23 protein-coding genes are annotated in these 22,626 nt (G+C 70.8%); 8 read left to right on the top strand and 15 right to left on the bottom strand.

The genetic code is table 11. The features are described from left to right. Positions 1 to 9: 9 nt before the first annotated feature. The 8 genes from nuoF to ACFOVU_RS01520 form a co-directional block, all read right to left on the bottom strand. A complete protein-coding gene (gene nuoF / locus ACFOVU_RS01555; RefSeq protein WP_378529452.1) occupies positions 10 to 1,311 on the bottom strand; it encodes an NADH-quinone oxidoreductase subunit NuoF in 1,302 nt (433 codons plus the stop codon). Beyond that, entirely contained in the window at positions 1,308 to 2,018 is a 711-nt protein-coding gene (gene nuoE / locus ACFOVU_RS01550; protein WP_378529451.1) for an NADH-quinone oxidoreductase subunit NuoE, read from the bottom strand. Before nuoE ends, nuoF begins: the two co-directional genes overlap by 4 nt. After that, entirely contained in the window at positions 2,015 to 3,316 is a 1,302-nt protein-coding gene (locus tag ACFOVU_RS01545) for an NADH-quinone oxidoreductase subunit D (RefSeq protein WP_378529450.1), read from the bottom strand. Before ACFOVU_RS01545 ends, nuoE begins: the two co-directional genes overlap by 4 nt. 40 nt (positions 3,317 to 3,356) lie before the next feature. Further along, entirely contained in the window at positions 3,357 to 4,091 is a 735-nt protein-coding gene (locus ACFOVU_RS01540) for an NADH-quinone oxidoreductase subunit C (protein WP_378529949.1), read from the bottom strand. Between the two features lie 32 nt (positions 4,092 to 4,123). Next, a complete protein-coding gene (locus tag ACFOVU_RS01535; RefSeq protein WP_378529449.1) occupies positions 4,124 to 4,684 on the bottom strand; it encodes a NuoB/complex I 20 kDa subunit family protein in 561 nt (186 codons plus the stop codon). A 99-nt stretch (positions 4,685 to 4,783) separates the two neighbouring features. Further along, a complete protein-coding gene (locus ACFOVU_RS01530) occupies positions 4,784 to 5,143 on the bottom strand; it encodes an NADH-quinone oxidoreductase subunit A (protein WP_378529448.1) in 360 nt (119 codons plus the stop codon). Positions 5,144 to 5,308: 165 nt separating this feature from the next. Continuing rightward, positions 5,309 to 6,622 carry a geranylgeranyl reductase family protein gene (locus ACFOVU_RS01525; protein ID WP_378529447.1) on the bottom strand — a complete coding sequence of 438 codons (1,314 nt, stop codon included), beginning with the start codon at positions 6,620 to 6,622 and terminating at the stop codon, positions 5,309 to 5,311. 670 nt (positions 6,623 to 7,292) lie between these two features. Beyond that, positions 7,293 to 8,003, bottom strand: a complete 711-nt coding sequence (locus ACFOVU_RS01520) for a demethylmenaquinone methyltransferase (protein WP_378529446.1) — start codon at positions 8,001 to 8,003, stop codon at positions 7,293 to 7,295. A gap of 187 nt (positions 8,004 to 8,190) precedes the next feature. Between ACFOVU_RS01520 and ACFOVU_RS01515 the strand changes: the two genes are divergently transcribed. Further along, positions 8,191 to 9,528 (top strand): hypothetical protein, encoded by a 1,338-nt coding sequence (locus ACFOVU_RS01515; protein ID WP_378529445.1) that lies wholly within the window; start codon positions 8,191 to 8,193, stop codon positions 9,526 to 9,528. Between the two features lie 195 nt (positions 9,529 to 9,723). On the opposite strand, the gene ACFOVU_RS01510 is transcribed toward ACFOVU_RS01515, so the two are convergent. Further along, the gene (locus ACFOVU_RS01510) at positions 9,724 to 10,530 is read right to left on the bottom strand and encodes a maleylpyruvate isomerase family mycothiol-dependent enzyme (RefSeq protein ID WP_378529444.1); all 807 of its coding nucleotides are present in this window, start codon (positions 10,528 to 10,530) and stop codon (positions 9,724 to 9,726) included. Between the two features lie 413 nt (positions 10,531 to 10,943). On the opposite strand from ACFOVU_RS01510, the gene ACFOVU_RS01505 reads away from it, so the two are divergent. Next, on the top strand, positions 10,944 to 12,077 hold the full coding sequence (locus ACFOVU_RS01505) for a DUF222 domain-containing protein (RefSeq protein ID WP_378529443.1): 1,134 nt from the start codon (positions 10,944 to 10,946) through the stop codon (positions 12,075 to 12,077). On the opposite strand, the gene ACFOVU_RS01500 is transcribed toward ACFOVU_RS01505, so the two are convergent. The 5 genes from ACFOVU_RS01500 to ACFOVU_RS01480 form a co-directional block, all read right to left on the bottom strand. Further along, positions 12,013 to 13,512, bottom strand: coding sequence for a tyrosine-type recombinase/integrase (locus ACFOVU_RS01500; RefSeq protein WP_378529442.1), 1,500 nt, complete (start codon positions 13,510 to 13,512; stop codon positions 12,013 to 12,015). The two genes, ACFOVU_RS01505 and ACFOVU_RS01500, sit on opposite strands and share 65 nt — an antisense overlap. Continuing rightward, complete coding sequence (locus ACFOVU_RS01495; RefSeq protein ID WP_378529948.1) at positions 13,509 to 13,709, bottom strand: helix-turn-helix transcriptional regulator; 201 nt, start codon at positions 13,707 to 13,709, stop codon at positions 13,509 to 13,511. The genes ACFOVU_RS01500 and ACFOVU_RS01495 overlap by 4 nt, the downstream gene beginning before the upstream one ends. A 246-nt stretch (positions 13,710 to 13,955) precedes the next feature. Further along, entirely contained in the window at positions 13,956 to 15,545 is a 1,590-nt protein-coding gene (locus tag ACFOVU_RS01490; RefSeq protein ID WP_378529441.1) for a replication initiator, read from the bottom strand. A 335-nt stretch (positions 15,546 to 15,880) separates the two neighbouring features. Next, the gene (gene cyaB / locus ACFOVU_RS01485) at positions 15,881 to 16,438 is read right to left on the bottom strand and encodes a class IV adenylate cyclase (protein WP_378529440.1); all 558 of its coding nucleotides are present in this window, start codon (positions 16,436 to 16,438) and stop codon (positions 15,881 to 15,883) included. Positions 16,439 to 16,460: 22 nt separating this feature from the next. Then, on the bottom strand, positions 16,461 to 17,282 hold the full coding sequence (locus ACFOVU_RS01480) for a helix-turn-helix domain-containing protein (RefSeq protein WP_378529439.1): 822 nt from the start codon (positions 17,280 to 17,282) through the stop codon (positions 16,461 to 16,463). Positions 17,283 to 17,431: 149 nt separating this feature from the next. Here ACFOVU_RS01480 and ACFOVU_RS01475 point away from each other — a divergent pair, with 149 nt between their 5' ends. The 6 genes from ACFOVU_RS01475 (at position 17,432) to ACFOVU_RS01450 (ending at position 21,390) form a co-directional block, all read left to right on the top strand. After that, complete coding sequence (locus ACFOVU_RS01475) at positions 17,432 to 17,683, top strand: hypothetical protein (protein ID WP_378529438.1); 252 nt, start codon at positions 17,432 to 17,434, stop codon at positions 17,681 to 17,683. Beyond that, entirely contained in the window at positions 17,680 to 18,072 is a 393-nt protein-coding gene (locus tag ACFOVU_RS01470) for a hypothetical protein (protein ID WP_378529437.1), read from the top strand. The genes ACFOVU_RS01475 and ACFOVU_RS01470 overlap by 4 nt, the downstream gene beginning before the upstream one ends. A gap of 198 nt (positions 18,073 to 18,270) precedes the next feature. Further along, the gene (locus tag ACFOVU_RS01465) at positions 18,271 to 18,402 is read left to right on the top strand and encodes a hypothetical protein (RefSeq protein WP_378529436.1); all 132 of its coding nucleotides are present in this window, start codon (positions 18,271 to 18,273) and stop codon (positions 18,400 to 18,402) included. 596 nt (positions 18,403 to 18,998) lie between these two features. Continuing rightward, on the top strand, positions 18,999 to 19,391 hold the full coding sequence (locus ACFOVU_RS01460; RefSeq protein WP_378529435.1) for a hypothetical protein: 393 nt from the start codon (positions 18,999 to 19,001) through the stop codon (positions 19,389 to 19,391). 572 nt (positions 19,392 to 19,963) lie between these two features. Then, a complete protein-coding gene (locus ACFOVU_RS01455; RefSeq protein ID WP_378529434.1) occupies positions 19,964 to 20,449 on the top strand; it encodes an HNH endonuclease in 486 nt (161 codons plus the stop codon). Positions 20,450 to 21,123: 674 nt separating this feature from the next. Then, positions 21,124 to 21,390, top strand: a complete 267-nt coding sequence (locus tag ACFOVU_RS01450) for a hypothetical protein (protein ID WP_378529433.1) — start codon at positions 21,124 to 21,126, stop codon at positions 21,388 to 21,390. 66 nt (positions 21,391 to 21,456) lie between these two features. Here the strand turns inward: ACFOVU_RS01450 and ACFOVU_RS01445 are convergent, their stop codons facing one another. Beyond that, a complete protein-coding gene (locus ACFOVU_RS01445; protein WP_378529432.1) occupies positions 21,457 to 22,611 on the bottom strand; it encodes a M20 family metallopeptidase in 1,155 nt (384 codons plus the stop codon). Positions 22,612 to 22,626 lie beyond the last annotated feature (15 nt).

Genomic DNA, 22,626 nt, shown 5'->3' with positions numbered 1-22,626 from the left:
GCACGGTGCTCATGCTCCCCCGCCCCACACGGTCGATTTCGCGTGGTCGAACGGGCAGCCGCCGCGCTCGACGTGGTCGATGTACTCCTGCCGGAAGTACTTGATCGACGACATGACGGGGCTCGCGGCGCCGTCGCCCAGCGCGCAGAAGGCGCGGCCGAGCAGGTTGTCGCAGATGTCCAGCAGCTTGTCGAGGTCGGCCTCGGTGCCCTCGCCGTTCTCCAGCCGGTCGAGGACCTGGACCATCCAGAAGTTGCCCTCGCGGCAGGGCGTGCACTTGCCGCAGGACTCGTGGGCGTAGAACGCGATCCAGCGCCCCACGGCCCGGACGACGCAGGTGGTCTCGTCGAAGATCTGGAGGGCGCGGGTGCCGAGCATCGACCCGGCGGCGCCGACGGACTCGAAGTCCAGGGGCGTGTCCAGGTGCTCGTCGGTGAAGATCGGGGTGGACGAGCCGCCCGGGGTCCAGAACTTCAGCGAGTGGCCGGCGCGGACGCCGCCCGCCATGTCGAGGAGCTCGCGCAGGGTGATGCCGAGCGGCGCCTCGTACTGGCCGGGGCGGGTGACGTGCCCGGACAGGGAGAAGAAGCCGAACCCGGCGGACTTCTCGGTGCCCATGGAGGTGAACCAGTCGGCACCGTTGTCCACAATGCTGGGGACACTGGCGATGGACTCCACGTTGTTGACCACGGTGGGCGACGCGTAGAGCCCGGCCACCGCGGGGAACGGGGGCTTGAGCCGCGGCTGCCCGCGGTAGCCCTCCAGGGAGTCCAGCAGCGCGGTCTCCTCGCCGCAGATGTAGGCGCCGGCGCCGGAGTGCACCACCACCTCAAGGTCGAACCCGCTGCCGAGGATGTCCTTGCCCAGCAGGCCGGCCTCGTAGGCTTCGGCGACCGCGTGCCGGAGCCGGCGGATGACGTGCAGCACCTCGCCGCGCACGTAGATGAACGCCTGGGAGCACTTGATGGCGTAGGCGGAGATCGCCACGCCCTCGATCAGCTCGTGCGGGTTGGCGAGCATGAGCGGGATGTCCTTGCAGGTGCCCGGCTCGGACTCGTCGGCGTTGACCACCAGGTAGCGCGGGTTGGGGTTGTCCTTCGGCAGGAAGCCCCACTTCATCCCGGTGGGGAACCCGGCCCCGCCGCGCCCGCGCAGGCCCGACGCCTTGACGAGGTCGACCAGCGCATCGGGCTCCATCGTCACGGCCTTGCGCAGCGCCCCGTAGCCGCCGGTGGCCCGGTAGCCCTCCAGGGTGAAGGAGTCGGGGCGGTCCCAGTTGCGGGACAGGATGGGGGTCAAGGTGTTGCTCATGACGCGGCGCCGCCTTCCTGCGTGTCCTTGGCCGGCAGCGCGGCCGGGTCCGGCGCCGTCCACCCGCGCTCGCGCGCCAGCCGCAGCCCGGTCAGCGAGGGCTCGCCGGCCTGGGTGCCTTCGGTGGCGCGGCCGTCGGGGAACCCGGCGAGGATCCGCGACGCCTCCTTCCACGTGCACAGGCGGTCGGGCCCGCGGGTGGGGGTGACATCCTTGCCCAGGCGCAGGTCGTCGACCAGGCGCTTGGCGGATTCGGGGGTCTGGTTGTCGAAGAACTCCCAGTTGACCATCACGACCGGCGCGAAGTCGCAGGCCGCGTTGCACTCGATGTGCTCCACCGCGACCTTGCCGTCGTCGGTGACCTGGTCGTTGCCCACGCCGAGGTGGTCCTTTAGGGCGGTGAAGATCTCGTCGCCGCCCATGACCGCGCACAGCGTGTTGGTGCACACGCCCACGTGGTAGTCGCCGGTGGGCCGGCGCTTGTACATCGTGTAGAAGGTCACCACGGCGGTGACCTCGGCGGTGGTCAGGCCCAGCTGGTCGGCGCAGAAGCGGATGCCCTTGCTGCTGACGAACCCCTCCTCGGCCTGCACCAGGTGCAGCAGCGGCAGGAGCGCCGAGCGCTCGCGCGGGTAGCGGGCGATGATCTCCTTGGCGTCGACCTCCAGCCGCGCGCGGATCTCGTCGGAGAACACGGGGGTACTCACCGGTCCACCCCTCCCATCACAGGGTCGATGCTGGCCACCGCCGCGATGACGTCGGCCACCGTGCCGCCTTCGCACAGGGCCGCCACCGCCTGGAGGTGGGTGAAGGACGGGTCGCGGAAGTGCACGCGGTGCGGGCGGGTGCCGCCTTCGCTGACGGTCATGCAGCCCAGTTCGCCCTTTGCGCTCTCCACCGCCGCGTACGCCTGCCCGGCCGGGACCCGGAAGCCCTCGGTGACGAGCTTGAAGTGGTGGATCAGCGCCTCCATGGAGCCGCCCATGATGTGGGCGATGTGCTCCGGGGAGTTGCCGAGGCCGTCGGGGCCGAGGGCGAGCTTGGCGGGCCAGCCGATCTTGGCGTCCTCGATCATGACCGGGCCCGGCTCCAGCCGGTCCAGGCACTGCTCGATGATCCGCATGCTCTGCTCCAGCTCGGCCATGCGTACCCGGTAGCGGGCATAGACGTCGCAGCCGTCGGAGACCGGGATGTCGAAGTCGTAGGTCTCGTAGCCGCAGTAGGGCTTGGCCTTGCGCAGGTCCCACGCCAGCCCCGCGGAGCGCAGCATCGGGCCGGTGACCCCCAGCGCCATGCACCCGGCGACGTCGAGGTAGGCGACGTCGCGGGTGCGGGCCAGGAACAGGGGGTTGGCGTCGAGGAGCTTGCGCATGTCCGAGATGCGCTTGGGCATGTCGGTGAGAAGCTCGCGGATCTTGCCGACCGCGCCGTCGGGGAGGTCCTGGGAGACCCCGCCGGGGCGGATGTAGGCGTGGTTCATCCGCAGGCCGGTGATGAGCTCGAAGATGTCGAGGACCATCTCGCGCTCGCGGAAGCCGTTGGTCATGATCGTGGTGGCGCCCAGCTCCATGCCGAACGTCGCCATCGCCACGAAGTGCGACGAGATCCGGTTGAGCTCCATCATCAGCACCCGGATGACCGTGGCCCGCTCCGGGATGCGGTCGGTGATGCCGAGCAGCCGTTCGACCGACAGGCAGTAGGCGGCCTCATTGAACAGCGGCGTGAGGTAGTCCATGCGGGTCACGAACGTGGTCCCCTGGGTCCACGTCCGGTACTCCATGTTCTTCTCGATGCCGGTGTGCAGGTAGCCGATGCCGACCCGCGCCTCGGTGACGGTCTCGCCGTCGAGGGTGAGGATCAGCCGCAGCACCCCGTGGGTCGAGGGGTGCTGGGGGCCCATGTTGACCACCAGCCGCTCGGCGCCGCCGGCCTGGGCCGCGGCGACGACCTCGTCCCAGTCGCCGCCCGACGCATCTACGTATTCTTCGGTGACCTGAGTGCTCATGGCCGTACTCCCCTCCTCGCGCCGGTGGTGATCGTGGTGATCACTTGTAGGACCTCCGCTCGTCGGGCGGCGGGATGCTGGCACCGCGGTACTCCACGGGGATCCCGCCGAGGGGGTAGTCCTTCCGCTGCGGGTGGCCGTGCCAGTCGTCCGGCATCTGGATGCGGGTGAGGGCCGGGTGGCCGTCGAAGACGATCCCGAAGAAGTCCCACGCCTCGCGCTCGTGCCAGTCGCAGGTGGGGTACACGGAGACGACCGAGGGCACGTGCGGGTCGGCGTCGGGGCAGGCGGTCTCGACCCGGATCTCGGTGTTGTGGGTGAGGGAGCGCAGCTGGTAGACCGCGTGCAGCTCGCGGCCGGTGTCGTCGGGGTAGTGCACCCCGGTGACGCCGAGGCACAGCTCGAACCGCAGGTCGGGGTCGTCGCGCAGCCGGCCCATCAGGTCCAGGAGCGATTCGCGCCGCACGTGGAAGCAGATTTCGCCGAGGTCGACGACCACGCGCTCGACGACCGTGCGGTAGTCGGCGGGGGCGTCGGCCAGCGTGCGCTCCACGGCGTCGGCGATCGCGTCGAAGTCCGCCGTGCGGGGGTCGTCGGGGTCGGTGAAGGGGCGCTGCGAGCCGGGGGCGTCGGGGCGGCGGACGAGCAGCCGCCCGTAGCCGGAGGTGTCGCCGGTGGAGCCGGTGCCGAACATGCCCGTGCGGGTCACGGGCGCGCTGAGACGTTCCTCACCGGCCTTCGCGGGCAGATTCTCCGCGGACTCCTCGCCGTTCAGGTTAGGCTTGCCTTCATGCCCGTTCTTCGCGCTCACGGGGCCGCCCCTTCGGTCTTCTCGATGAGCGGGAGCGACCTGCGCAGCATGCGCTCCTCGTCCTCGTCGATCTCGCGCTGGCGGTGCGGGCCCAGCTTGGTGTTCTGGACCTTGTCGTGCAGCTTGAGCACGGCGTCGAACAGCATCTCCGGGCGGGGCGGGCAGCCGGGGAGGTAGATGTCAACGGGAACGATGTGGTCGACGCCTTGGATGACGGCGTAGTTGTTGAACATCCCGCCGCTGGAGGAGCACACCCCCATGGCGATGACCCACTTGGGTTCGGGCATCTGGTCGTAGATCTGCCGCAGGACGGGCCCCATCTTCTGGCTGACCCGGCCGGCCACGATCATCAGGTCGGCCTGGCGCGGCGTGGCGCCGAACTTCTCCATGCCGTACCTGGCGATGTCGTAGTGCGGTCCGCCCGCGGACATCATCTCGATGGCGCAACACGCCAGCCCGAACGTGGCGGGCCACATCGAGCTCTTGCGGACGAGCCCCGCGATCTGCTCGACCGTGGACAGCAAGACCCCGCTCGGCAGTTTCTCTTCAATCCCCATGCGGTGAACCCCCTTTCCGGTTGTGCCTGCGGTCATCGGATCCGTGGGCGCACCTTGGCCCGGTCCGCACCGTCGCTGCCGTCACCTGCGTCACTGCCGTCACTCCCATTCGAGCCCTCCGCGGCGCCACTCGTAGGCGTAGGCGATCGAGACGTTCACCAGGAACAGGACCATCGCGATGACCCCGAACAGCCCCAGCGCGTCGAAGTGGACGGCCCACGGGTAGAGGAAGACGATCTCGATGTCGAAGACGATGAAGAGCATGGCCGTGAGGTAGTACTTGATCGTGAACCGGCCGCCGCCCGCGGGCTGGGGGGTCGGCTCGATGCCGCACTCGTAGGCCTGCATCTTGGCGCGGTTGTAGCGCTTCGGCCCCGCGACGGCGCCGGCCACCATCGAGACCACGACGAACGCGGCGCCGATCCCGGCGAGTACGAATACGGGTGCGTACAGCTCCATTGCTAGCCGTTCCCCTTCGAGCCGATGGGGCGCGCGTGCGCCATGGCGGGGCGGGCGGGCGCCGGTGGGGCGCACCCGCTTGTGATTGCTTTCACGTACCGGGCCCTCGGCCGGTCGTCGTGCGGTGGCATCGCTGGTATCCCTCGGGGGTCGCGGGTCGCCGGGCTAGGCCGCGGGCGCCATCTTGGACAGGCCGTTGATCACGCGGTCCATCGCGTCACCCCGACTGGGTTCGGTGAGGTTCGCCAGCATCTTGAGCATGAACCGCATGAGCGTGCGCTGCGGCAGGCCCCACCGGGTGGCGTACTTCATCAGCTCGGGCTGGCCGATGGCCTTCACGAAGTAGCGGCCCAGCGTGTAGTACCCGCCGTAGACGTCGGAGAGGACCTGCGGGTAGCGCAGGAGGGCCCGTTCGCGCTGCTGCTGGGTGGCGCGGCCGTGGGCCTGGACGACGACGTCGGCGGCGATGTTGCCGGCCTCCATCGCGTAGGCGATCCCCTCGCCGTTGAACGGGTTGACCATGCCGCCGGAGTCGCCGACGAGCATCAGCCCGCGCGAGTAGTGCGGGGTGCGGTTGAAGCCCATGGGCAGGGCGGCGCCGCGGATCTGGCCGCGCTGGTTCTCCTCGGTGAAGCCCCACTCCTCGGGCATGCTCGCGGTCCAGCGGCGGAGCAGCTTGCGGTAGTCGACGTCTTGGAAGGACGCGGTGGAGTTGAGGATGCCCAGGCCGACGTTGCTGGTGCCGTCACCGACACCGAAGACCCAGCCGTAGCCGGGCAGCAGGACGTCCTTGCCGTCGGTGTTGTCCCAGAGTTCGAGCCACGACTCCAGGAAGTCGTCCTCGTGGCGGGGGCTGGTGAAGTAGGTGCGCACGGCGACGCCCATGGGGCGGTCGTCGCGCTTGCGGATGCCCATGGCCACGGACAGGCGCGAGGAGTTGCCGTCGGCGGCGATGACCAGCGGGGCGCGGTAGGTGGCGCGCTCTCCGTCGGGGGTCTTGGCGTTCACGCCGACGATGCGGTTGCTGCGCGGGTCGATCACCGGGCCGGTGACGTTGGTGCGCTCCAGCAGGTTCGCCCCGGCCTGTTTGGCCCGCTCGGCGAGGATCTGGTCGAAGTCCATCCGCGTGCGCACGAGGCCGAAGCCGGGGTACTCGGCGAGGTCGGGCCAGGGGAGTTCGAGGCGGACCCCGCCGCCGATGATCCGCAGGCCGTGGTTGCGGATCCAGCCCTTGTCCTCGAAGCCGATGCCCATGGCGGTCAGCTGCTTGACGGCCCGCGGGGTGAGGCCGTCGCCGCACACCTTCTCGCGGGGGAACGCGGTCTTCTCCAAGAGGAGGACGTCCAGCCCGGCCTGGGCGAGGTAGTACGCGGCGGTCGAGCCGGCGGGCCCCGCCCCCACGACGATGACATCGGCCTCGGCATCGGGGCGGTCCCGGACGGCCCGATCGGACGAGTGGGTGACTGCTGTCTCGCTCACGGCTAGGTCCTCGGCGTGCTCCGCGCGGCAGTGCGCTTGGGGGTGCGCTGGTGTGCGCTTTCGTGGCTGGGGCGGTAGATGCGGCTCGGGTCGGCGCCCGGCCGGGACCGGTCGACGGTCGGTCGAGTGGCGGTCGGTGGCCGGGGCGGTGGTCTGGCTGGTGGTCTGGCTGGTGGTCGGGCTGGTCGGGACGGGTGTGTAACGAAGGACTCGTACGCTTGTGAAGGACTTCACAAGGATTCCGCTCCGCAGTCTAGACCTTTCACGTCCCATGGGCGACCCCTGGCGGCCATTCATCTTGATCATGCCGTTTCTGTGACAAACGGGATGGCGAGGTCGCTACCTGGCTTTATAAGGATGACCTAAGGGCGATTTGCCCGAGATTGTCACGTGAATAGCGAAATGAACCAATAACCCTATATGAGGGAAATGGGGCGGTTCAGAGAGGCCGCGATGGGACCGCGGAACGGCCGGATGACCGCGGCGTTCCCACGGGTCACGGGAGCCGGCCGAGGGGCCGGAGAGGGAGGGGTGCGGGGGGCGGCGGGAGGGATGGAGAGGGCGGGGCGGCGACCCGGAGGGACGCCGACCGGGCGGCGCGACGCGGTCGGCTGTCGGCGAGCCGGGGACTCCGGGGGGCCTGACCTGAGCGGGCGGAACGCTGCGCGCGTCAGCTCCGGCGGTAGCCGCGGTGGAGCGCCACGACGCCCATGGAGAGGTTGCGCCACGCCACCTGGGACCAGCCGGCCGACTGGATGTTCGCGGCGAGGGCCGCCTGGTCGGGCCAGTCCATGATCGAGTTCGACAGGTACTCGTAGGCCCCGGTGTTGTCGGTGAACACGCGCGCGATCTTCGGCAGCGCCGCCATGAGGTACCCGCTGTAGAGCGTGTCGAGCGCGCCGACCGGGATGTGGCTGAACTCGCAGATCACCAGCCTGCCGCCGACCTTGGTGACGCGGTGGAGCTCGCGCAGGGCCTGCCCGACGTCGTGGACGTTGCGCAGCCCGAAGGAGATGGTCACGGCGTCGAAGGTCTCGTCGGCGAACGGCAGCGAGAGCGCGTCGCCCGCGACGAACGTGACCCCGCGCCGTGAGGCGCCGCCGCGGCGCTCGGCGCCGACCTTGAGCATGCCCTGGGAGAAGTCGCAGGCGATGACCCGCGCCCCCTTGCCGGTGAACGACTCCGAGGAGGTTCCGGTCCCGGCCGCGAGGTCGAGCACCAGCTCGCCGCTGTAGGCGTCGACCGCGTTGACCACCGCACGCCGCCACAGCCGGTCCTGCCCCAGCGACAGGACGTCGTTGACCAGGTCGTACCGGCCCGCGATGTCGTCGAACATCGCAGCGACGTCCGTGGGGGACTTGTCCAGTTCGGCGTGCGTCATGCCCCCAGCCTATGGCCGCGCCCGGTCGGTGAGGACCATTTCTTCCGCTCTCACGGCGGGTTTCGCGCCATCCCGATCTCCATTCGATTACCTTCGGTGACGGTTCGGATGTTCAACGCAACGACGGGGTGTGCGACGCCGTATCCGGCACCCGGCACCCCGGCGGAACGAACAGGAGACCTCACCCGTGCGACGCACCCGAGCGGCGCTCACCGCCGCCTTCGGCACCCTGCTGCTCATCACCGCCGCCCCGCTCGCGGCGGCGCCCGCGGCAGCGGGCGCGCAGCACGCGTCGGTGGTCGCCGACCGCCCGGTCCGGGCCGTACCGCAGGTGCTCGACGGGGTGGTGAAGTCGATCGCCCAGGTGGGCGACGTGATGGTGGCGGGCGGCGAGTTCACCCGCGTGAGCGGGCCCGAGGGCGGCCCCGCCGAGGCCCGCGACAACATCTTCGCGTTCGACCGCGCCACGGGCGCCCTCCTGCCGGACTTCGCGCCCGAGGTCGACGGGACCGTCGTCTCGGTCGCCGCGGGACCTGACTCCACGGTCATCGCGGGCGGGGACTTCCGCCGCGTGAACGGGGAGAAGCGGCGCGGCCTGGCCCGGCTGTCGCTGCGCGACGGCGAGGCCGCCGGCGGGTTCGGGGCGGTCGCCGACGACGGGGCGGTCAACCGGCTGGAGACCCACGGCGGCGCGCTCTACGTGGGCGGATCGTTCACCGGGATCAGCGGGACGCCCAAGACCGGGCTCGCCCGCCTCGATGCGCGCACCGGGGCGGTCGACCCGGCGTTCGACATCACGATCGCCGAACCGCGCCGCGGGACGCTGCGGGTCGGCGAGCTGGCGGTCAGCCCCGACGGGCGGCGGCTGGTCATCGCCGGGACGTTCACCAAGGTGGAGGGCGAGCGGCGCTACCAGATCGCGGCGATCGACACGGGGGCGGGCGCCCGGTCCGGTTCCGTGTGGGGCGGCCCATTCGGCGGGCTGCCGGGGGCGGGCGGAGGGAAGGCGAGGCTGTCGGCCTGGTCGACCGAGGTCTACGCGGCGCCGTGCGACTACTCGAACATCCACACCTACGTCCGGCAGATCGACTTCGCGCCGGACGGCTCCTACTTCGCCGTCGCCACCTCCGGCGGGCCCGAGATCAAGCCCGGCCTGTGCAAGACCGCGACGCGCTGGGAGAGCGACGACACCGCCGGCGCCCGTCCCACCTGGGTCAACCACAGTGGGGGCGACTCCCTGTACTCGGTCGAGGTGACCGGAGCGGCGGTCTACGTCGGCGGGCACCAGCGGTGGATGGACAACCCCGAAGGCGAGCGCGACAAGGGTCCGGGGGCCGTGGAACGGTCGGGGATCGCGGCCCTGGACCCGTCGACCGGCAAGGCACTGCCCTGGAACCCGGGCCGCGACCGCGGCCACGGCGCCGAGGCCCTGACCACGACCGCCGACGGCCTCTACGTGGGCAGCGACACCGAACGCCTGGCGGGCGAGCGCCACCCGAGGCTGGGGTTCTTCCCGGTGCGGTAGCGGCGGGAGCGGGGTAAGAGTGGTGGACGGACGGCCGTAGGGGCCGGCTCGGCGGAATGGCCGCGGCCCGAAAGGGTGGCCTGGCGGGGACGGCTCGGCAGGGACGCCCTGGTGGGTGGCGGTCCAGCGGTGGCAGCCCAGCGGTGACGGTCCAGCGGGGACGCCCCCGCGGGTGGCGGCCCGGGGACCGACCGGTCACCCGAAGGCGACGCGCTCCTGCCAGAAGTCGAACAGCCGCGCGTCCCCCACGACCCCGGTGCCCTCGGCCGGCTCCGGGTACCGGCGGTAAAGCAGGAGCAGCAGGTCGGTCAGCGGGCCGCGCACCGTGACGGCCGCCTCCTCGGGGCCGGGTCGCCAGGCGATCGCGTCGCCGGTGAGGTCGACCAGCCAGTCGGCGGCCACGTCGGGCGGGGCGTCGGTGGCCTGGAAGCGCAGAGTGCGGCCAGGGCCCAGGAGTTCGCGCCACTGCGGGTGGAACTCCAGCATCTGCGGCAGCGAGGCGAGGTCCAGCCACTCGTCGACGGCGTCGGCGGCGACCTCAGGGGCGACCACGTACGCCGCGCCCAGGGCGAGGGCGGCATCGGCGCGGTGGATGAGGGTCTCGTGGGCGAAGCGGCGTGCCCAGAACGCCGTCGTCCGCCCCGCGTCCGGAAGCGGGGTCCAGATCTCCATGTCGGGTCCGGCCGCGCTCAGCGTGCCCGCGAGCAGCGCCGCGCCCTCGGCCAGCCAGCCGTCGAGAACGGCGGGGTCCTCGTGCGCGTAGGGCGAGAGGTCGCGGAAGTGGTCGTCGGACGGCGGCCGAGAGGGCCGCGTCCGCACGATCTCCTCGGCCCAGCGCTGGCCGCCGCCCAGGTGGCGCACGAGCTGGCCGACGTTCCACCCCGGACAGGAGGGCACGGGGACCGTCATGTCCGCCATGTCCGCACCGGCGATGTGCGACCTCAGCAGGTCGGTCTGGGCGACGATCCCCGCGCAGAGGTGGTCGTAGGTCAGCCTGGTCATGGGGCCACCGTAGAACGCTCCACCGACAGCGGAGTGGGATGCGCCCGCCGGGCGGGTCGCCCGCGCGCATGGCCTCGTGAACGGGTGGCCTGACTCGTTGGCGGTGTCGAAGGCGGCGTACCGCCACAGTGGAATGCTCTTCGTCATGCATCCAGATCCGCAGGACAGGACGGCGCCGGGCGTGTGGGGTCGTATCGCGTGTGCCTGGGCGGCTCGGGAGTTCGGCACGGAGAAGGGTCGGGGCGGCCCCGGCGGCGGTGGGTGGAAGGGCCGCAGCCGAGCGGCAGCGTCCCGGTGGGGCCTGGGTGGGGGTGCCGCGCGTGCCCGGGTTTGCGCCCCACCAGCACGAACCACCCAGAGAAATCATCAAATAACTCCTTGTATTGCGAACAGGTGTTCGATAGAATGAGGTCATGAGCACTCCCCCCACCACCGCCCTCCGCGAGGAGGTGACCACCGACCAGCCCGAACCGCTGGCCGGTGGCCTTATGCCGGAGTGGATGCTCACCCTCGACACCGCCACCCTCACCGGCGACGAACAGCTCGACCTCATCGTCCGCGCCGAGACCTGCAAGCGGTGGCTGGAGGCCTTCCAGCTCGACGCCATGGCCACCTTCGCCCGCACCCGGGAGAAGGAAGCCCCGCCCGCCCTGCAGGTCTCCGCCGAAGAGGACGCCGCCGCCGAGATCGGCTGCGAACTCGGCATCCCGCCCGGCCTGGCCTACGCCCGCCTCACCCACGCACAAAGGCTGGGCGCGACCTTCCCCGCCGTGCGTGAGGCACTGGTGGTAGGCGACATCGACGAGTACCGCACCCGCGTGATCTGCGAGGCCGCCCCCGAGGACTGGGACCCCGCCACCACCGCCGCCTACGCCACCCGCATGCTCCACAAGATGGGCGACAAGTCCGGCCGCGCGCTGACCAACCTCGCCAAGAAGACCGTCGCGGAACTCGACCCCGCCAAGGCCGAGGAGCGCAAAGCCCGCACCATCGCCAACCGCCAGGTCCGCATCTACGACGGCGGCCCCCAGCAGGCCGGAACCGGCTCGGTCGAGATCACCGACATCGACACCACCGACGCCCTGGCCGTCCACCAGAGGATCAGCTCCATCGCCCGCGCCCTCCGAGCCGACACCCCTGGGGTGGAGGACACGGACGGCGCCACCAAGGAACTGACCCTCGACCAGATCCGCGCCGATGTGGCCGTGGGCCTGCTGCTGGGACGCCTGCCGCTGACCCTGGGGCTGGAGATCCCGGCCGATGCCGCCGAGCATGGTGTCGAGGACACCGGAGCAGAACGCGCCGAGCGGTCCGAAGGCACTGCGGCCGCCCCGGCCGCCGCTGCGTGCGCCGCCTGCGGCCGCACCCCCGGCGAAGGGCAGGGCGAGAGCCAGGGCCGGGGTCGGGGGCAGGTGGTCATCCCCGGGATGGCCACCCCCAACCCGGCGCCCTTCAGCCCGGTCGTGAAACGACATGCCCGACCTACTGTGCCTCTGAGCTGGGGGTTTCCGGGGGTTCGGGTGCCGGAGAGAGCAGGTGGCCCGTGATAGGCCCGTGGTCGGCGAACACCTGGTCAATCAGCGCGTTCGCTTCGTCTTCCAGGTGGGTGAACCAGTGTACGTAGGTCGTGAGCAGGACTTCTACGCTGTGGCCCAGGCGCCGGGCGATCTCGGTTGTCGGCACGCCGACGTTGATGAGCGTGGAGGCGTGGCAGTGCCGCAGGTCATAGACCCGCTTGCCGACACCGCGCGTCAACTCGTCGTCGGTCAGCGCTGTCTTGCGCGCCCGCTCCCACGCCCTCCGGTACACGTCACCATGGACGTCGTCACCTTCTTCGAGGCTGAACAGGCGCCCGTCCGGCGCGGCCCCGAACTCGTCCAGATGCCACCGCAGCAGCGCGGCACCCTCAGGAGGCAGCGGGATCGGACGGACCTCATCCTCGCCGCGCTGCTTCAACTCACGGGCTTGCACGCGTCCCCCATCGTCGGTCCACAGCTCCCCGATATCGGCGCGCGACGACGACGCAGTCAGACGACCCCACCCGGGGCGCGATCCCTTGGGCATGTGCTGGGGCCAGGTGACCTCATCGGCCCGCAGCGCGCGCAGCTCACCGGGGCGCATCCCGGTCAGCGCCGCGATCCCGAAGAACGCCACCAGACGCCTATCACGCGCGACGGGGGAGGCCACGACGGCGCCGAGGATGCGCTGTACCTGCTCCAGGTCGGGGGTGGTGTGGGGGTTGACCGCCAGTTCCTTGCGGGTCTGCTGGAACCGCACACCCATCAGCGGGTTGGAGGCGATGATGCCCCGCGCCACGGCGTGTTGCAGGCAGGCGCGCAGGATCTTGCGCCGGTTGCGCATGGTGGTCGGGCTGCACCGGCCCTTGCCCACGAGCTTGGCCCCCGTGGCGTCCACGACATCGGTCACCGTGTCCAGGTCGCCCAGCTCGGCGACCGGGCGCGAGACCGATTCGACCCACGCCAGGATCCGGGCGACCTCAGCGGGGCGCTTGCGGGGTTCAGCGGTGCGCTGGCCCGAAGCGTTCTCGGCCACGGTGAAGCTCAGCCCGTAGTTCACGATCGCGCGGCGCACCGCAAGGTCGCTTGCCGGGGCAGGGGTCTTCTTCACCTTCTTGGCGTCGACGTGCGCCAGGATCAGCCGCATCAGCATCTCGGACCGGTTGCTGCGCGTCTTGGGCGCCGAGTCCACCCACCGCGCCTGCGTGAAGGCGATGGCGTGCGCGAAGAACGTCTCCGCCGACCGCAGCCACGACACCGGCTCACACGTCACGGGGTCGAACGCCTCACCGTCGCGCGCAGCCGCGTGCAACGCCTTCTCCCTGTTCTGGGCCAGGGCTTTCGTCTTGAAGCTCTTGGACTTCACCCGGTCATCGACGCGCCACCGCAGCTCCCACGGCTTCGACCGGTTCTCGCGCTTACGCGGCTCCCAGAATTCGACCTCTTGCCCGCGCGGAGTCTTCATTGACCATTCCCTTCGCTGTAGTAATCGTGGGCTTTAGCCCATTCTATAAAGTCCGCCCAGCGAATTCGAATATGCCCGCCCGGGGACCTGAATACGCGTGGGCCCACCCCGTCATGGATCCACCGATACACCGTCCGGCGACTGAATCCCAGCTCAGTGGCCATCTCGGAGGGCGACAGCGACCTTTCACGCCCCATTCCTGCACCACCCCGCACCGATCCCACGGGCCAGCCACGGGCCACCAGAAAACGCACCCCAATTCCTGTCCGCAACCGGACAGCGACTTTCGGACGTTTCTTTTGAAATAGGTTGACAGGAAACGCCGAGGTCGATCCACCTGCCGTCCCCCGACCACCCGCCCCAACACCCGGCGGAGCCGAGGTGCAAAAGAAGCGCTACGCGCTCAGTATTTGCTGTTCCAATGGCGCGCGAAGTCGTCAAAGTCACGGCCGCACACCAGAAGGACGCGCTTCGCGCGGCTCTTTTCCAGAGCTGCCGCCCTGGGGCACAGGAAGATCGCACCACTCCCGCATCTCGGCCTCACGCCGGAGAAGATCGCGGTACTCAGCCAGAGCGATGGCGTGCGCCTCAGCCATACGCTCCACCAGGCCCAGGTCACACGACTTCAGGTAGCCCTTGCCCGTATAGGTGAACTCCCGCACCACCACCGGCCCGTCACCGCCGTCGTCGGCACGGGCGCTGTCGTCGGTGGCCCAGGGGTCCGGCGTCCCCTCCTCCGCGCGCTGCCGGGCACGCCACTGCCGCCGCACCGCCCGCAGCGCCCCCATGGTCACGCTGTACCGCCGGGACTTGGTCGCGAAATGCCCCCTGAAGCCCAAGGTGTGCGCCCACCGCCGCAGGTGCTCCAGGTCCTTCCGGCCCCCCAGCTTCCAGCACGTCTCCACCATCCTCGTGAGGTGCGGCCCGATCTTGCGCCGCAGATACTGCGAGTGCAGGACGGTGATCCGCCGCGCCAGCGCCCCCGACTCCCCGGCGGCGTCGCTCGCGGTCTTCGTGCTGTACTTCGCCAGATACGCCGCAAGGCGCTTGCTGTCCCCGGCCGGGCCGCCCGCCGACACGTCGCTGATGTCGCGTTGCGAACCCCACTGCGCGACCCGCATGACGCCGTCCGGTGAGGGCATCGCGACCGAGGCCCGGTCGACCGCCGACGCCACCGCCTCAGCCAGCATCGCGGCCGTTGCCCATGCGGGGGGTGCGACGATCCGCGACCGGTCGCAGGGGTCCACGCCATCCAGGCGCACGATGACGTGGAAGTGCGCCAGGCCCCGCCGCTGCATCTCCATGACCTTGATGTAGGAGACACGCAACAGGTCGCCAAGCCCCGACTCCGAGACACGCTCACCCGTCACCGCCGACGCCAGCCGCGCCAGCGCCCGGTTCACCGCAATACGCGTCCGGTGCCACAACGCCCCCGCCGCCGCGTTCCACAAGACGCTGCCCACGTAGTCGTAGCAATCCGCACACAGCGGGCTACCGACGATGTGATGCCCCGGGTCGTGGACCAGCCCGCACCCCACCGGCCGCCCGTGCACGCACTTCCGGTGTGGGCCCGACCGGGGACGGCACACCCCACCACCGGCCGGGGCACGGTGCACCGGCCCGAAGCTGGGCGCCGTCAGCGTCACGAACAACCTCGGGTGCTCCGCCACCGACGCGGGAACCCCCGACTCCGCCACCGCCACCCCACGCGGCCCCGCCGTCTCCGTGTCGGCACCGGGCCGCCCCCGCACCCCCGCCGCAACCACATTCCACATGTCCCGGCGGTACGTCTCCGCGCACGACGGGCACACCGACGCCCGCCGGTCACCGCACGCGATCAACAACGTGTGGTCCGGCTGGTCCCTGGTGTCATAGGACGCCCGCACCTCACCCGTAGCGGCATCGACTGCCGCCGCACCGCCGGAGACCCGAACCGGCGACGAACAGTGCCCCGTCCGCTCCACCTGCCGACGCCACGCCCCGTAATCCTCCGCCGTCACCCGATCCAACAACGCCCGCTCGCCCGGAGACATCCCGCCCGCCGCTGGCACCCGAACCACCCCGCCGTCTGTCCACACTCCGACCCATCGGGACCGCCATGGCGAGGCCGACGACCACGCCGCCCGCGCACCGCAATCCCCTTCACTTCGAGTCTGCGGGGAAATGCCGGATTCCAGCCGCCGACTTTGCGGTAAATCCGCGGGCGAGGAAACCCCCTGGTCACAGGCATCTGAGACCAGGCGCACCCTGCCGGCGGCGATGGAGAACAGCCGGGATTCCTACCGCACGGCCGTCGGCAGGCCGCTCGCGTAGGAGCGCACAGGGCAGCGGGCCGCGTTTCCGGATTGGGGCGAGGGCGATCGGCTCGCTAGGCGCGCTTCTGCCTCACGGCGTCGGTGTACTGCTCGGTCGTGAGGTCGTCATCGTTGATCCCCAAGTCGGCAATGACGCGTCGCACCGCCGCGAGCCCTTCAGTCAGTTCTTCGTCGGCAACGAGGGTTTCGACTTCCAGGAACGTCCCATCGAGTTCCGGGACGGTGACGAGGGTCGCGGTGAACTCTCGGTCTTCTGCCGTGAACGTGAAGTTCGCGCAGTGCTTGACGAGCCGGACGTGGTGCTCGAAGCCGAGGCCATGCAGGATCTCATCCAGGACTTCCGGTGACCCGACGCGCGTCTCATGCTCGGGTTTCGAACCGCTCGCCTCATCAACGGCAGGTGCCTTGTAGGTCAGCAGGACGCGACGGTCGGTGTCCCACTCCACGACACGTACCCGGAGTTCGCGCCCCTCGCTGGTGAGTTCTTGGCCGGGTCGGTCGTAGTAGGTGTCGCGGTAGACGGCGGTCCGCTCGATGGCGCGGGATCGGAGCCTCTCCCGTGTGTCCTTGACGTTGCGTACCCGTGCCTTCAACTCCGCTTCGATCGGCACTGCTGTCCCTTCACGTGCTCGCTCAGATCATGCGACGCGCGGACCGGCGCACCTCTTCAAGCTCGCGTCGGATTCCGCGATGTAGGGCACCGTAAGGCGTCGCGGCGAGCTTGTACATGGCCGACTCATGTCCTTCCCACTCATCGCCGAACGACGACACGTACATGACGTCGTCCAGGGAAATCACGCGCCACACAGGAAGCGTCGAGTACACGTAGACCTCGATCGGTCCGTCATCGGCGAGTTCCCGAAGCTGGGCAAGCGCGAGCCGGATACCCGCCGTGAACGTCTCGGTGGACTCGCCGATTTCCTCAGCCCGGCGCGCAGACACCGGTGAGTCCGGGTCGAGCAGCAGGACGCGCAGCAGGATCCGGCCAGCGCGAACGGATCCGCGAAGGAGCGAGTCGTTGAGCCCGATGATGCCGAGTCCACGCACGGCAAGGATGTCCATCGTGCTGGCCTGCGCTGCGTCTGCCCTGATCTGCGCGACGGCGGAAGCCTGTGAGGGGAAGACGCTCAGGATCTCGGCCCGTCCCGCCGCGCCAAGGTGGTCCAGCCCGGCCGGATGCTTGGGAGCCAGGCCGAGCAGCACCCGCGCCTCATCGGGCATGCCCATCCCATCGGCGATCCGCTCGAACACCTCCAGCGAGGTCACCATGCGTGACCCGTTGATGATCTCCGAAACCCGGGCTTGCGTCGTTCCGATGGCGGCACCGATGCGCGACTGCGACGCCCCGTGACTGCTCGCGAGGCGGAGCAGGGCAGCGATGTCGCGAGTCCGCAGGATGGCGCGGGTCTCTTCATCGCGCCATACCCGGCCGGGAAGCTCCATGAGGGCGGTCATGCGGAAGAGGTTATCTCACCGTGAGATCCCCGTCAGGGGATGGGCGAGCCCCTACCTGACCCGGCAACGTCTGGACAGCAAGGGCCCCCGCGACGAACTGTCGGAGCGCGTCCGGGGGCGTGGCCACCAGCTGTTGAGGAGCTGATGACATGACGCACCTTACCGCCCTACTCGTGCTCGTCTGCCGGGTTGTTTGGCCCCCGCACACCGGGACCAGGGTCCGTAGCCGCAGAGCCCCCAGCTACGAGGCCAGGCACCGCCTGAACTCCGCACCGCACCAGCCCGAGCCCGCACCGGTCGTCAACCGGATCGAACTCGCACCCCCCGCCAACGTGGTACGCGGCGGCTACGCCGCGTGGGAGACCGGCGCCTACAGCGCTCACGACCTGGTGGCCGCGTGATGCACACCCAGGCCCCCAAGGTCAGCACCAGCGAACGCGTCTTCCACTCCGGCGCCGAGGTCGCCGACGCACGCGCGTGGCTGACGGCGTTGCTGCCCATCCGCGCCGGGATCCCCGACGACACGGCCGCCGCCGCCGTGTTGTGCCTGTCGGAGGCGATGACCGCCGCCATGGCCCGCACCGGAGCCGTCATGCTCTCGGTGTCGCTGGGCGCCGACTGGCTCTACGTCGAGGCCCGCCCCGCCGAAAGCGTGTGTGCCCGCGCGCCCCGGCCGCCTGCCGATGCCGACACCCAGCGGTACGCCACCGCGCTCATCGAGGCGTTCACCGACGTCTGGGGTCGACTCCCCGACGACGGGGGCGTGTACTTCTACCTGGGCTGGCCCTGAACCGGGGTGTGTCCCTGCCCGAGCGCGGAGGGCAGGCAGGGGCACGCCCCCCGTGCTCCGCTCCCTGGTGGACACCGTCACCCGGGGGCGGGCCGGTCGCCGGGCCCGGACCCTGCCCGGTGGCCGTCACCCCGATCGAAGAGAGCTGGTCTGACGTTGGAGCCCTGCTGGGAATGTGAGGGGCCGGTCACCGCCCCCGTGCACTACGACATCTCGGTGTTCTGCTCCCATGCGTGCGTGGAGCGGTGGAAGGCGTTCAAGCAGGTGCACCACGCCATCGAGCAGGGCGCCGAGCGCGCGGAGGAGAAACAGCGGAAAGGCTGGCGGTAGAGACCGGCCAGGGGACCGCACCCGCGCCGTCCGACGGGGAGGGCAGGGGCTGGGATCGTCGGTCAGCTTCCCCCTACAGGATCAAGGAAGCCGCCCGCGCTACGCGCGGGCGGCTTCGGCGCGACCCGCGCCCGGGGCCGGACATCGGTCGGGGCCGGGCTTGCGCACATCCGCCTGCGCGCGGCCTCCTGCGTCGGCCGTGCTCGGCGGCGCACGCAGCCCGCCCCCTCCCCGTCCTCCCCGCCGCTGCGAACCGACACGCCGCGCGTGGCCGGGGCCTGCTCCCGCCCGCGCGCACCGCTCACCCGATCATCCGGGATACTCCACCTGCTGACGACGGGAGCCGAAGGGGGAGCCGCGTGAGCCTGCGCGGGCGACTTCGGCACCACCGCGCCCGGGGGCGGCCATGGGTCGGGGCCGGGCTTGCGGACATCCTCGCGACTGCGCGCGCGACTGCGTCGCGTGCTCGCGCGGGCGCCCGCCACCCGGCCCCTCCCGGACCTCCCCGCCGCTTCGACCTTGCCCGCCGCGCGTGGCCGAGGCCGTTTCCGCCCGCACACACGTGTACTGCCACCTGGCCGGGTATCGTCGCCCCCATGGCCGACCAGGAGCCCCGCCCGATCACCGACGCGCCCAGCGAACGCGCCCGTCAGCGTCTTGAGGATGCCGCCCAACGGGCCGAGGACCGGCACCAGGAGGAACGCGCCGCCAAGGTCGCCGACCACCTCAAGGCCACCGGGGCCGTGGTGATCCCCGCCGCCGACGACGCCGAGCGCAAGCAGGCCCGCAAGGTCGCGCGCCGGGCAGGGGGGATCATCGGCCGCCGGGTACGCACGACCACCGTCGAGGGCGGCATCGGGGTGTGGGACGACGACCGGGGCAACCATCCGTTGCAGGCCCAGGCCGACGAAGCCCGCACCAACCGGCTCATCGAACAGCAAGGACCCCTGTTCCCGTGGCTGAACGGCGACGACACCACCCAGGGGTGACCGGGCGTCCGGATCTGTCCACGTCCACGACACGACGCGGGACCCGAAGATCGGGGGCCAGTTGGGCAAAGACCCGGTGGAGCCCGAAGGGCCCCAACCGCTCAGCGAGCGTAGCGGCCCCCGATCACCCGCGCCGCGCCGCTCCCGCGACCAGATCCCGCCACCCTCCGCACGCGCCGCCCGCCGCTGTCGGCAACGACCCCACACGGGCGACCCGCAGCGGCGCCCACCGCCGACACCGGGCACTTCAGGCCCCGAACGGGCACCGCGCCGCGCGGGAACGGCACGACGCGGCATCGAGCCACGCCGCACCGTCCGCCCCGGACCCCGCAGCCACCCGCCGACGACGGGGACCCCGCACGGGCCAGGGCGCGTCCGCCCAGGTCAGCCGGGGGTTCTGGCCCGTGTATGGCCCGGGAAGCTTGGCCAACCCCGACATACGCTGACCTACCCTGGCACACCACGCGACCCCCGAACCGGCTTCGCCCCAGGTCAGACAGCAGACGGGGGACGTCGGCAAACACACCGACGCCCCCCGCTCACCCGTCACTTCCCCGGTCGGAAAATTGCACGTGATCATCCCGCTCTCGGCGCTGCCGAAGGAAATGGGCGGGAGCGAGTCCCGCGCCCTGGGGGAGATCGCCGGGCACGGGCCGATCCTCGCAGAAGCGGCCCGGGACCTGGCCAAGGGCGCCACCTCCAAGGCCACCCGCTGGTGCTACACCGTGGTCGACGACGACGGAAACCCGGTGGCCGATGGCACCACCGCCTACCGGCCGCCCCCACTACTGCGCTCCCATATCGATTCCCGGGACCGGACCTGCCGGTTCCCCCACTGCAACCGCCCCGCAGTGGAATGCGATGCCGACCACACCATGCCCCACCACCTGGGCGGGTCTACCAGCGCGGCAAACTTGGCCGCCCTGTGTCGGCGGCACCACCGGCTCAAGCAGCACCCGGCCTGGTCGTTGACGCAGCCCTCCCCGGGCACCCTGGTCTGGCGCACCCCCCACAACCGCACCCACACCACCACCCGCGACCCCTACCCCAGCCAATAACCACCCGGAAGCCGGGAAGGGGGACCGGGAAGGGACCAGGGAGGCCGGGGAAAGAGGGAGGAACCCCCGAGGGGCCCGAACCTCCCCACCACCGGCCGTCGCTGCCCGCTTGAACCCAAGCCACCGCACAAGCTGGACCGTTACCGCCGTCCCGGGGCCCTACCCGCCGTCGCCGCCCGCTTGGACCCCAACACCCGATCGACCGAACGATCCGAGCCCGCCCCAACCCCTCACCGCCGCCGCTGCCGCTGCCCGCCTGAACGCCGACCCCGCACCACCCGGACCGTCAACGCCGCCCCAGGCCCCTCGCCGCCGTCGCTGCCCGCTTGAATCCCAACACCGCGACCACGCAGACCATCCGCGCCCAGCCCGGCCCGGTCGGCTACGTCCTCTCCGCACTGGCCTATGGCGCGCTCTTCCGCAAAACGACCTTCACCACGTTTCCTATTCGGGCTTCAGGCGTTCCATGATGCGCCTCCACCGCGCCAGAATGAACCTCCTGCTCCAAAATGAACCACCTCTGGCGCACTTATTGCAGGCCAGGGCGTTACCCGAAATGCTTTCCGCATGAATTTCTCAACCCATCGAAAGACCCGGCGGCACAGGCTGGGGAGAATTCGTCCCTATTCGTTCCGCCGGGAGCAGCTGCACGAAGCCGGAAGGTGGTGACGGCGGTGACGTACGAGCAGAGGTTTCCCGGGTGGGCCGATCACGCGCGGAAGATGCGGGAGCGGACCGAGGACATCCTCTCCGCCCACAAGGGGTTCGAGATCCCCTTGGACACGATCGCCTCGGCCGTGCTGCTGGTCAGCGAAGCGACTACTCATGCAGCGCGTCACACGGCATGTGGCCGCAGCGGCGTCTTCAAGGTCACGCTGAAGATCGACACCCATCGGATCACCATCGAGTCGACGACGAAAAATGTCCCGTCGGCGGGGTGAACCGCGTGTGGCCGGTCCTGCCCCCGGAGGGGTGGGGGCAGGACCGGCCACGCATTGCTGGAGACCCTACCCCTCGGCGAGGCGGAGGAGGGTTCCGGCGAGGAGGGCCGTGCGGTCGGGGATGTCGGGCACGGTGATGTGCTCGTGGCGGGCGTGGGCGCCGTCGCCCATCGCGCCCATTCCGCACAGGACCGGGCGGCCGAGGGCTGCGATGAAGTTGGCGTCGCTGCCGCCGCCGACGTGGGGCTGGCCGAGGGGGCCGCGGAGGTCGGTCGCGACGGTGTCGGCGATCTCGAACAGCCGACGGCTCTCGGCGCCCGGCGTCATCGGGGGGCGGTTCCAGCCGCCGCCGACGGTGAGGCGGACGCGGGCATCACGCGGGCGGAGGGCGGCGAAGACCTTGTCCAGCCGCTCCATCTCGGCGGTGTCGGTGACCCGGATGTCGATCAGGCAGCTCGCGTGCCCGGCGATGACGTTGCGGGCGGTGCCGCCGGTGATGGTGCCGATGTTGACCGAGGTCCCGCGGTCGAGGTCGGCGGCGTCGACCAGGGTCTGGACGGCGTCGGAGAGCCCATGGATGGCGCTGGCCCCCCGGGCGGGGTCGAGGCCCGCGTGGGACTCGACGCCCTCGGCGGTGACGGTGAAGATCCCGGTGCCCTTGCGGTGGGTCTTGGCCGCCCAGCCGCCGCCGGGCTCGGTGACGATGGTCGCCGCCACGCCCGCCGAGGCGCGCTCCACGTGCGGCCGGGACCAGGCGCTGCCGAGCTCCTCGTCGCCGTTGAAGAGGAACCGGACGGTGGGCCGCGGCAGGCCGAGCTCGCGGAGGGCGCGCAGGGCCCACACCCCTTGGACGATGCCGGACTTCATGTCGAAGACCCCGGGCCCGGTGGCGGTGTCGCCGTTGACCGTGAACGGCCACCCCTCGATGGTCCCGGCCGGCCACACGGTGTCGTAGTGGCCGACCAGGAGCACGGTGGTGGGGGTGGTGCCGGTGATGACGGTCTCGACGACGTCGCCGTGGTCCTCGGCGCGGCGACGGACGGTCTCGGCGGGGGTGGCGCCGAGGCGTTCGGGCAGCCAGGCCGTCAGGTGGTCGGCGGCGGCGTCCAGCAGTGCCTTGTCGGCGCTGGGCGACTCGCGTTCCACCAGGGTCCGGATGTCATCGAGGATGCCGGCGCGGTGCTCGCCGAGCCAGGTCGCCAGGGCGGCGGTGTGGGGCATGGGGTTCCCGTCTCC

Source organism: Nocardiopsis sediminis (assembly GCF_042650565.1).
GTDB classification, from domain to species: domain Bacteria; phylum Actinomycetota; class Actinomycetes; order Streptosporangiales; family Streptosporangiaceae; genus Nocardiopsis_B; species Nocardiopsis_B sediminis.
The sequence above is the reverse complement of the archived record's forward strand: the minus strand, read 5'-3'. Positions and strand labels throughout refer to the sequence as shown.

Coding starts and splice junctions, on each gene's coding strand:
- ACFOVU_RS01490 (WP_378529441.1), bottom strand. CDS start 15,545: ATGTCTCCGGGCGAGCGGGCGTTGTTGGATCGGGTGACGGCGGAGGAT.
- nuoF (WP_378529452.1), bottom strand. CDS start 1,311: ATGAGCAACACCTTGACCCCCATCCTGTCCCGCAACTGGGACCGCCCC.
- ACFOVU_RS01445 (WP_378529432.1), bottom strand. CDS start 22,611: ATGCCCCACACCGCCGCCCTGGCGACCTGGCTCGGCGAGCACCGCGCC.
- ACFOVU_RS01480 (WP_378529439.1), bottom strand. CDS start 17,282: ATGACCGCCCTCATGGAGCTTCCCGGCCGGGTATGGCGCGATGAAGAG.
- ACFOVU_RS01500 (WP_378529442.1), bottom strand. CDS start 13,512: ATGAAGACTCCGCGCGGGCAAGAGGTCGAATTCTGGGAGCCGCGTAAG.
- ACFOVU_RS01545 (WP_378529450.1), bottom strand. CDS start 3,316: ATGAGCACTCAGGTCACCGAAGAATACGTAGATGCGTCGGGCGGCGAC.
- ACFOVU_RS01495 (WP_378529948.1), bottom strand. CDS start 13,709: ATGGGGCGTGAAAGGTCGCTGTCGCCCTCCGAGATGGCCACTGAGCTG.
- ACFOVU_RS01535 (WP_378529449.1), bottom strand. CDS start 4,684: ATGGGGATTGAAGAGAAACTGCCGAGCGGGGTCTTGCTGTCCACGGTC.
- ACFOVU_RS01520 (WP_378529446.1), bottom strand. CDS start 8,003: ATGACGCACGCCGAACTGGACAAGTCCCCCACGGACGTCGCTGCGATG.
- ACFOVU_RS01505 (WP_378529443.1), top strand. CDS start 10,944: ATGAGCACTCCCCCCACCACCGCCCTCCGCGAGGAGGTGACCACCGAC.
- ACFOVU_RS01510 (WP_378529444.1), bottom strand. CDS start 10,530: ATGACCAGGCTGACCTACGACCACCTCTGCGCGGGGATCGTCGCCCAG.
- ACFOVU_RS01530 (WP_378529448.1), bottom strand. CDS start 5,143: ATGGAGCTGTACGCACCCGTATTCGTACTCGCCGGGATCGGCGCCGCG.
- ACFOVU_RS01460 (WP_378529435.1), top strand. CDS start 18,999: ATGGCCGACCAGGAGCCCCGCCCGATCACCGACGCGCCCAGCGAACGC.
- ACFOVU_RS01475 (WP_378529438.1), top strand. CDS start 17,432: ATGACGCACCTTACCGCCCTACTCGTGCTCGTCTGCCGGGTTGTTTGG.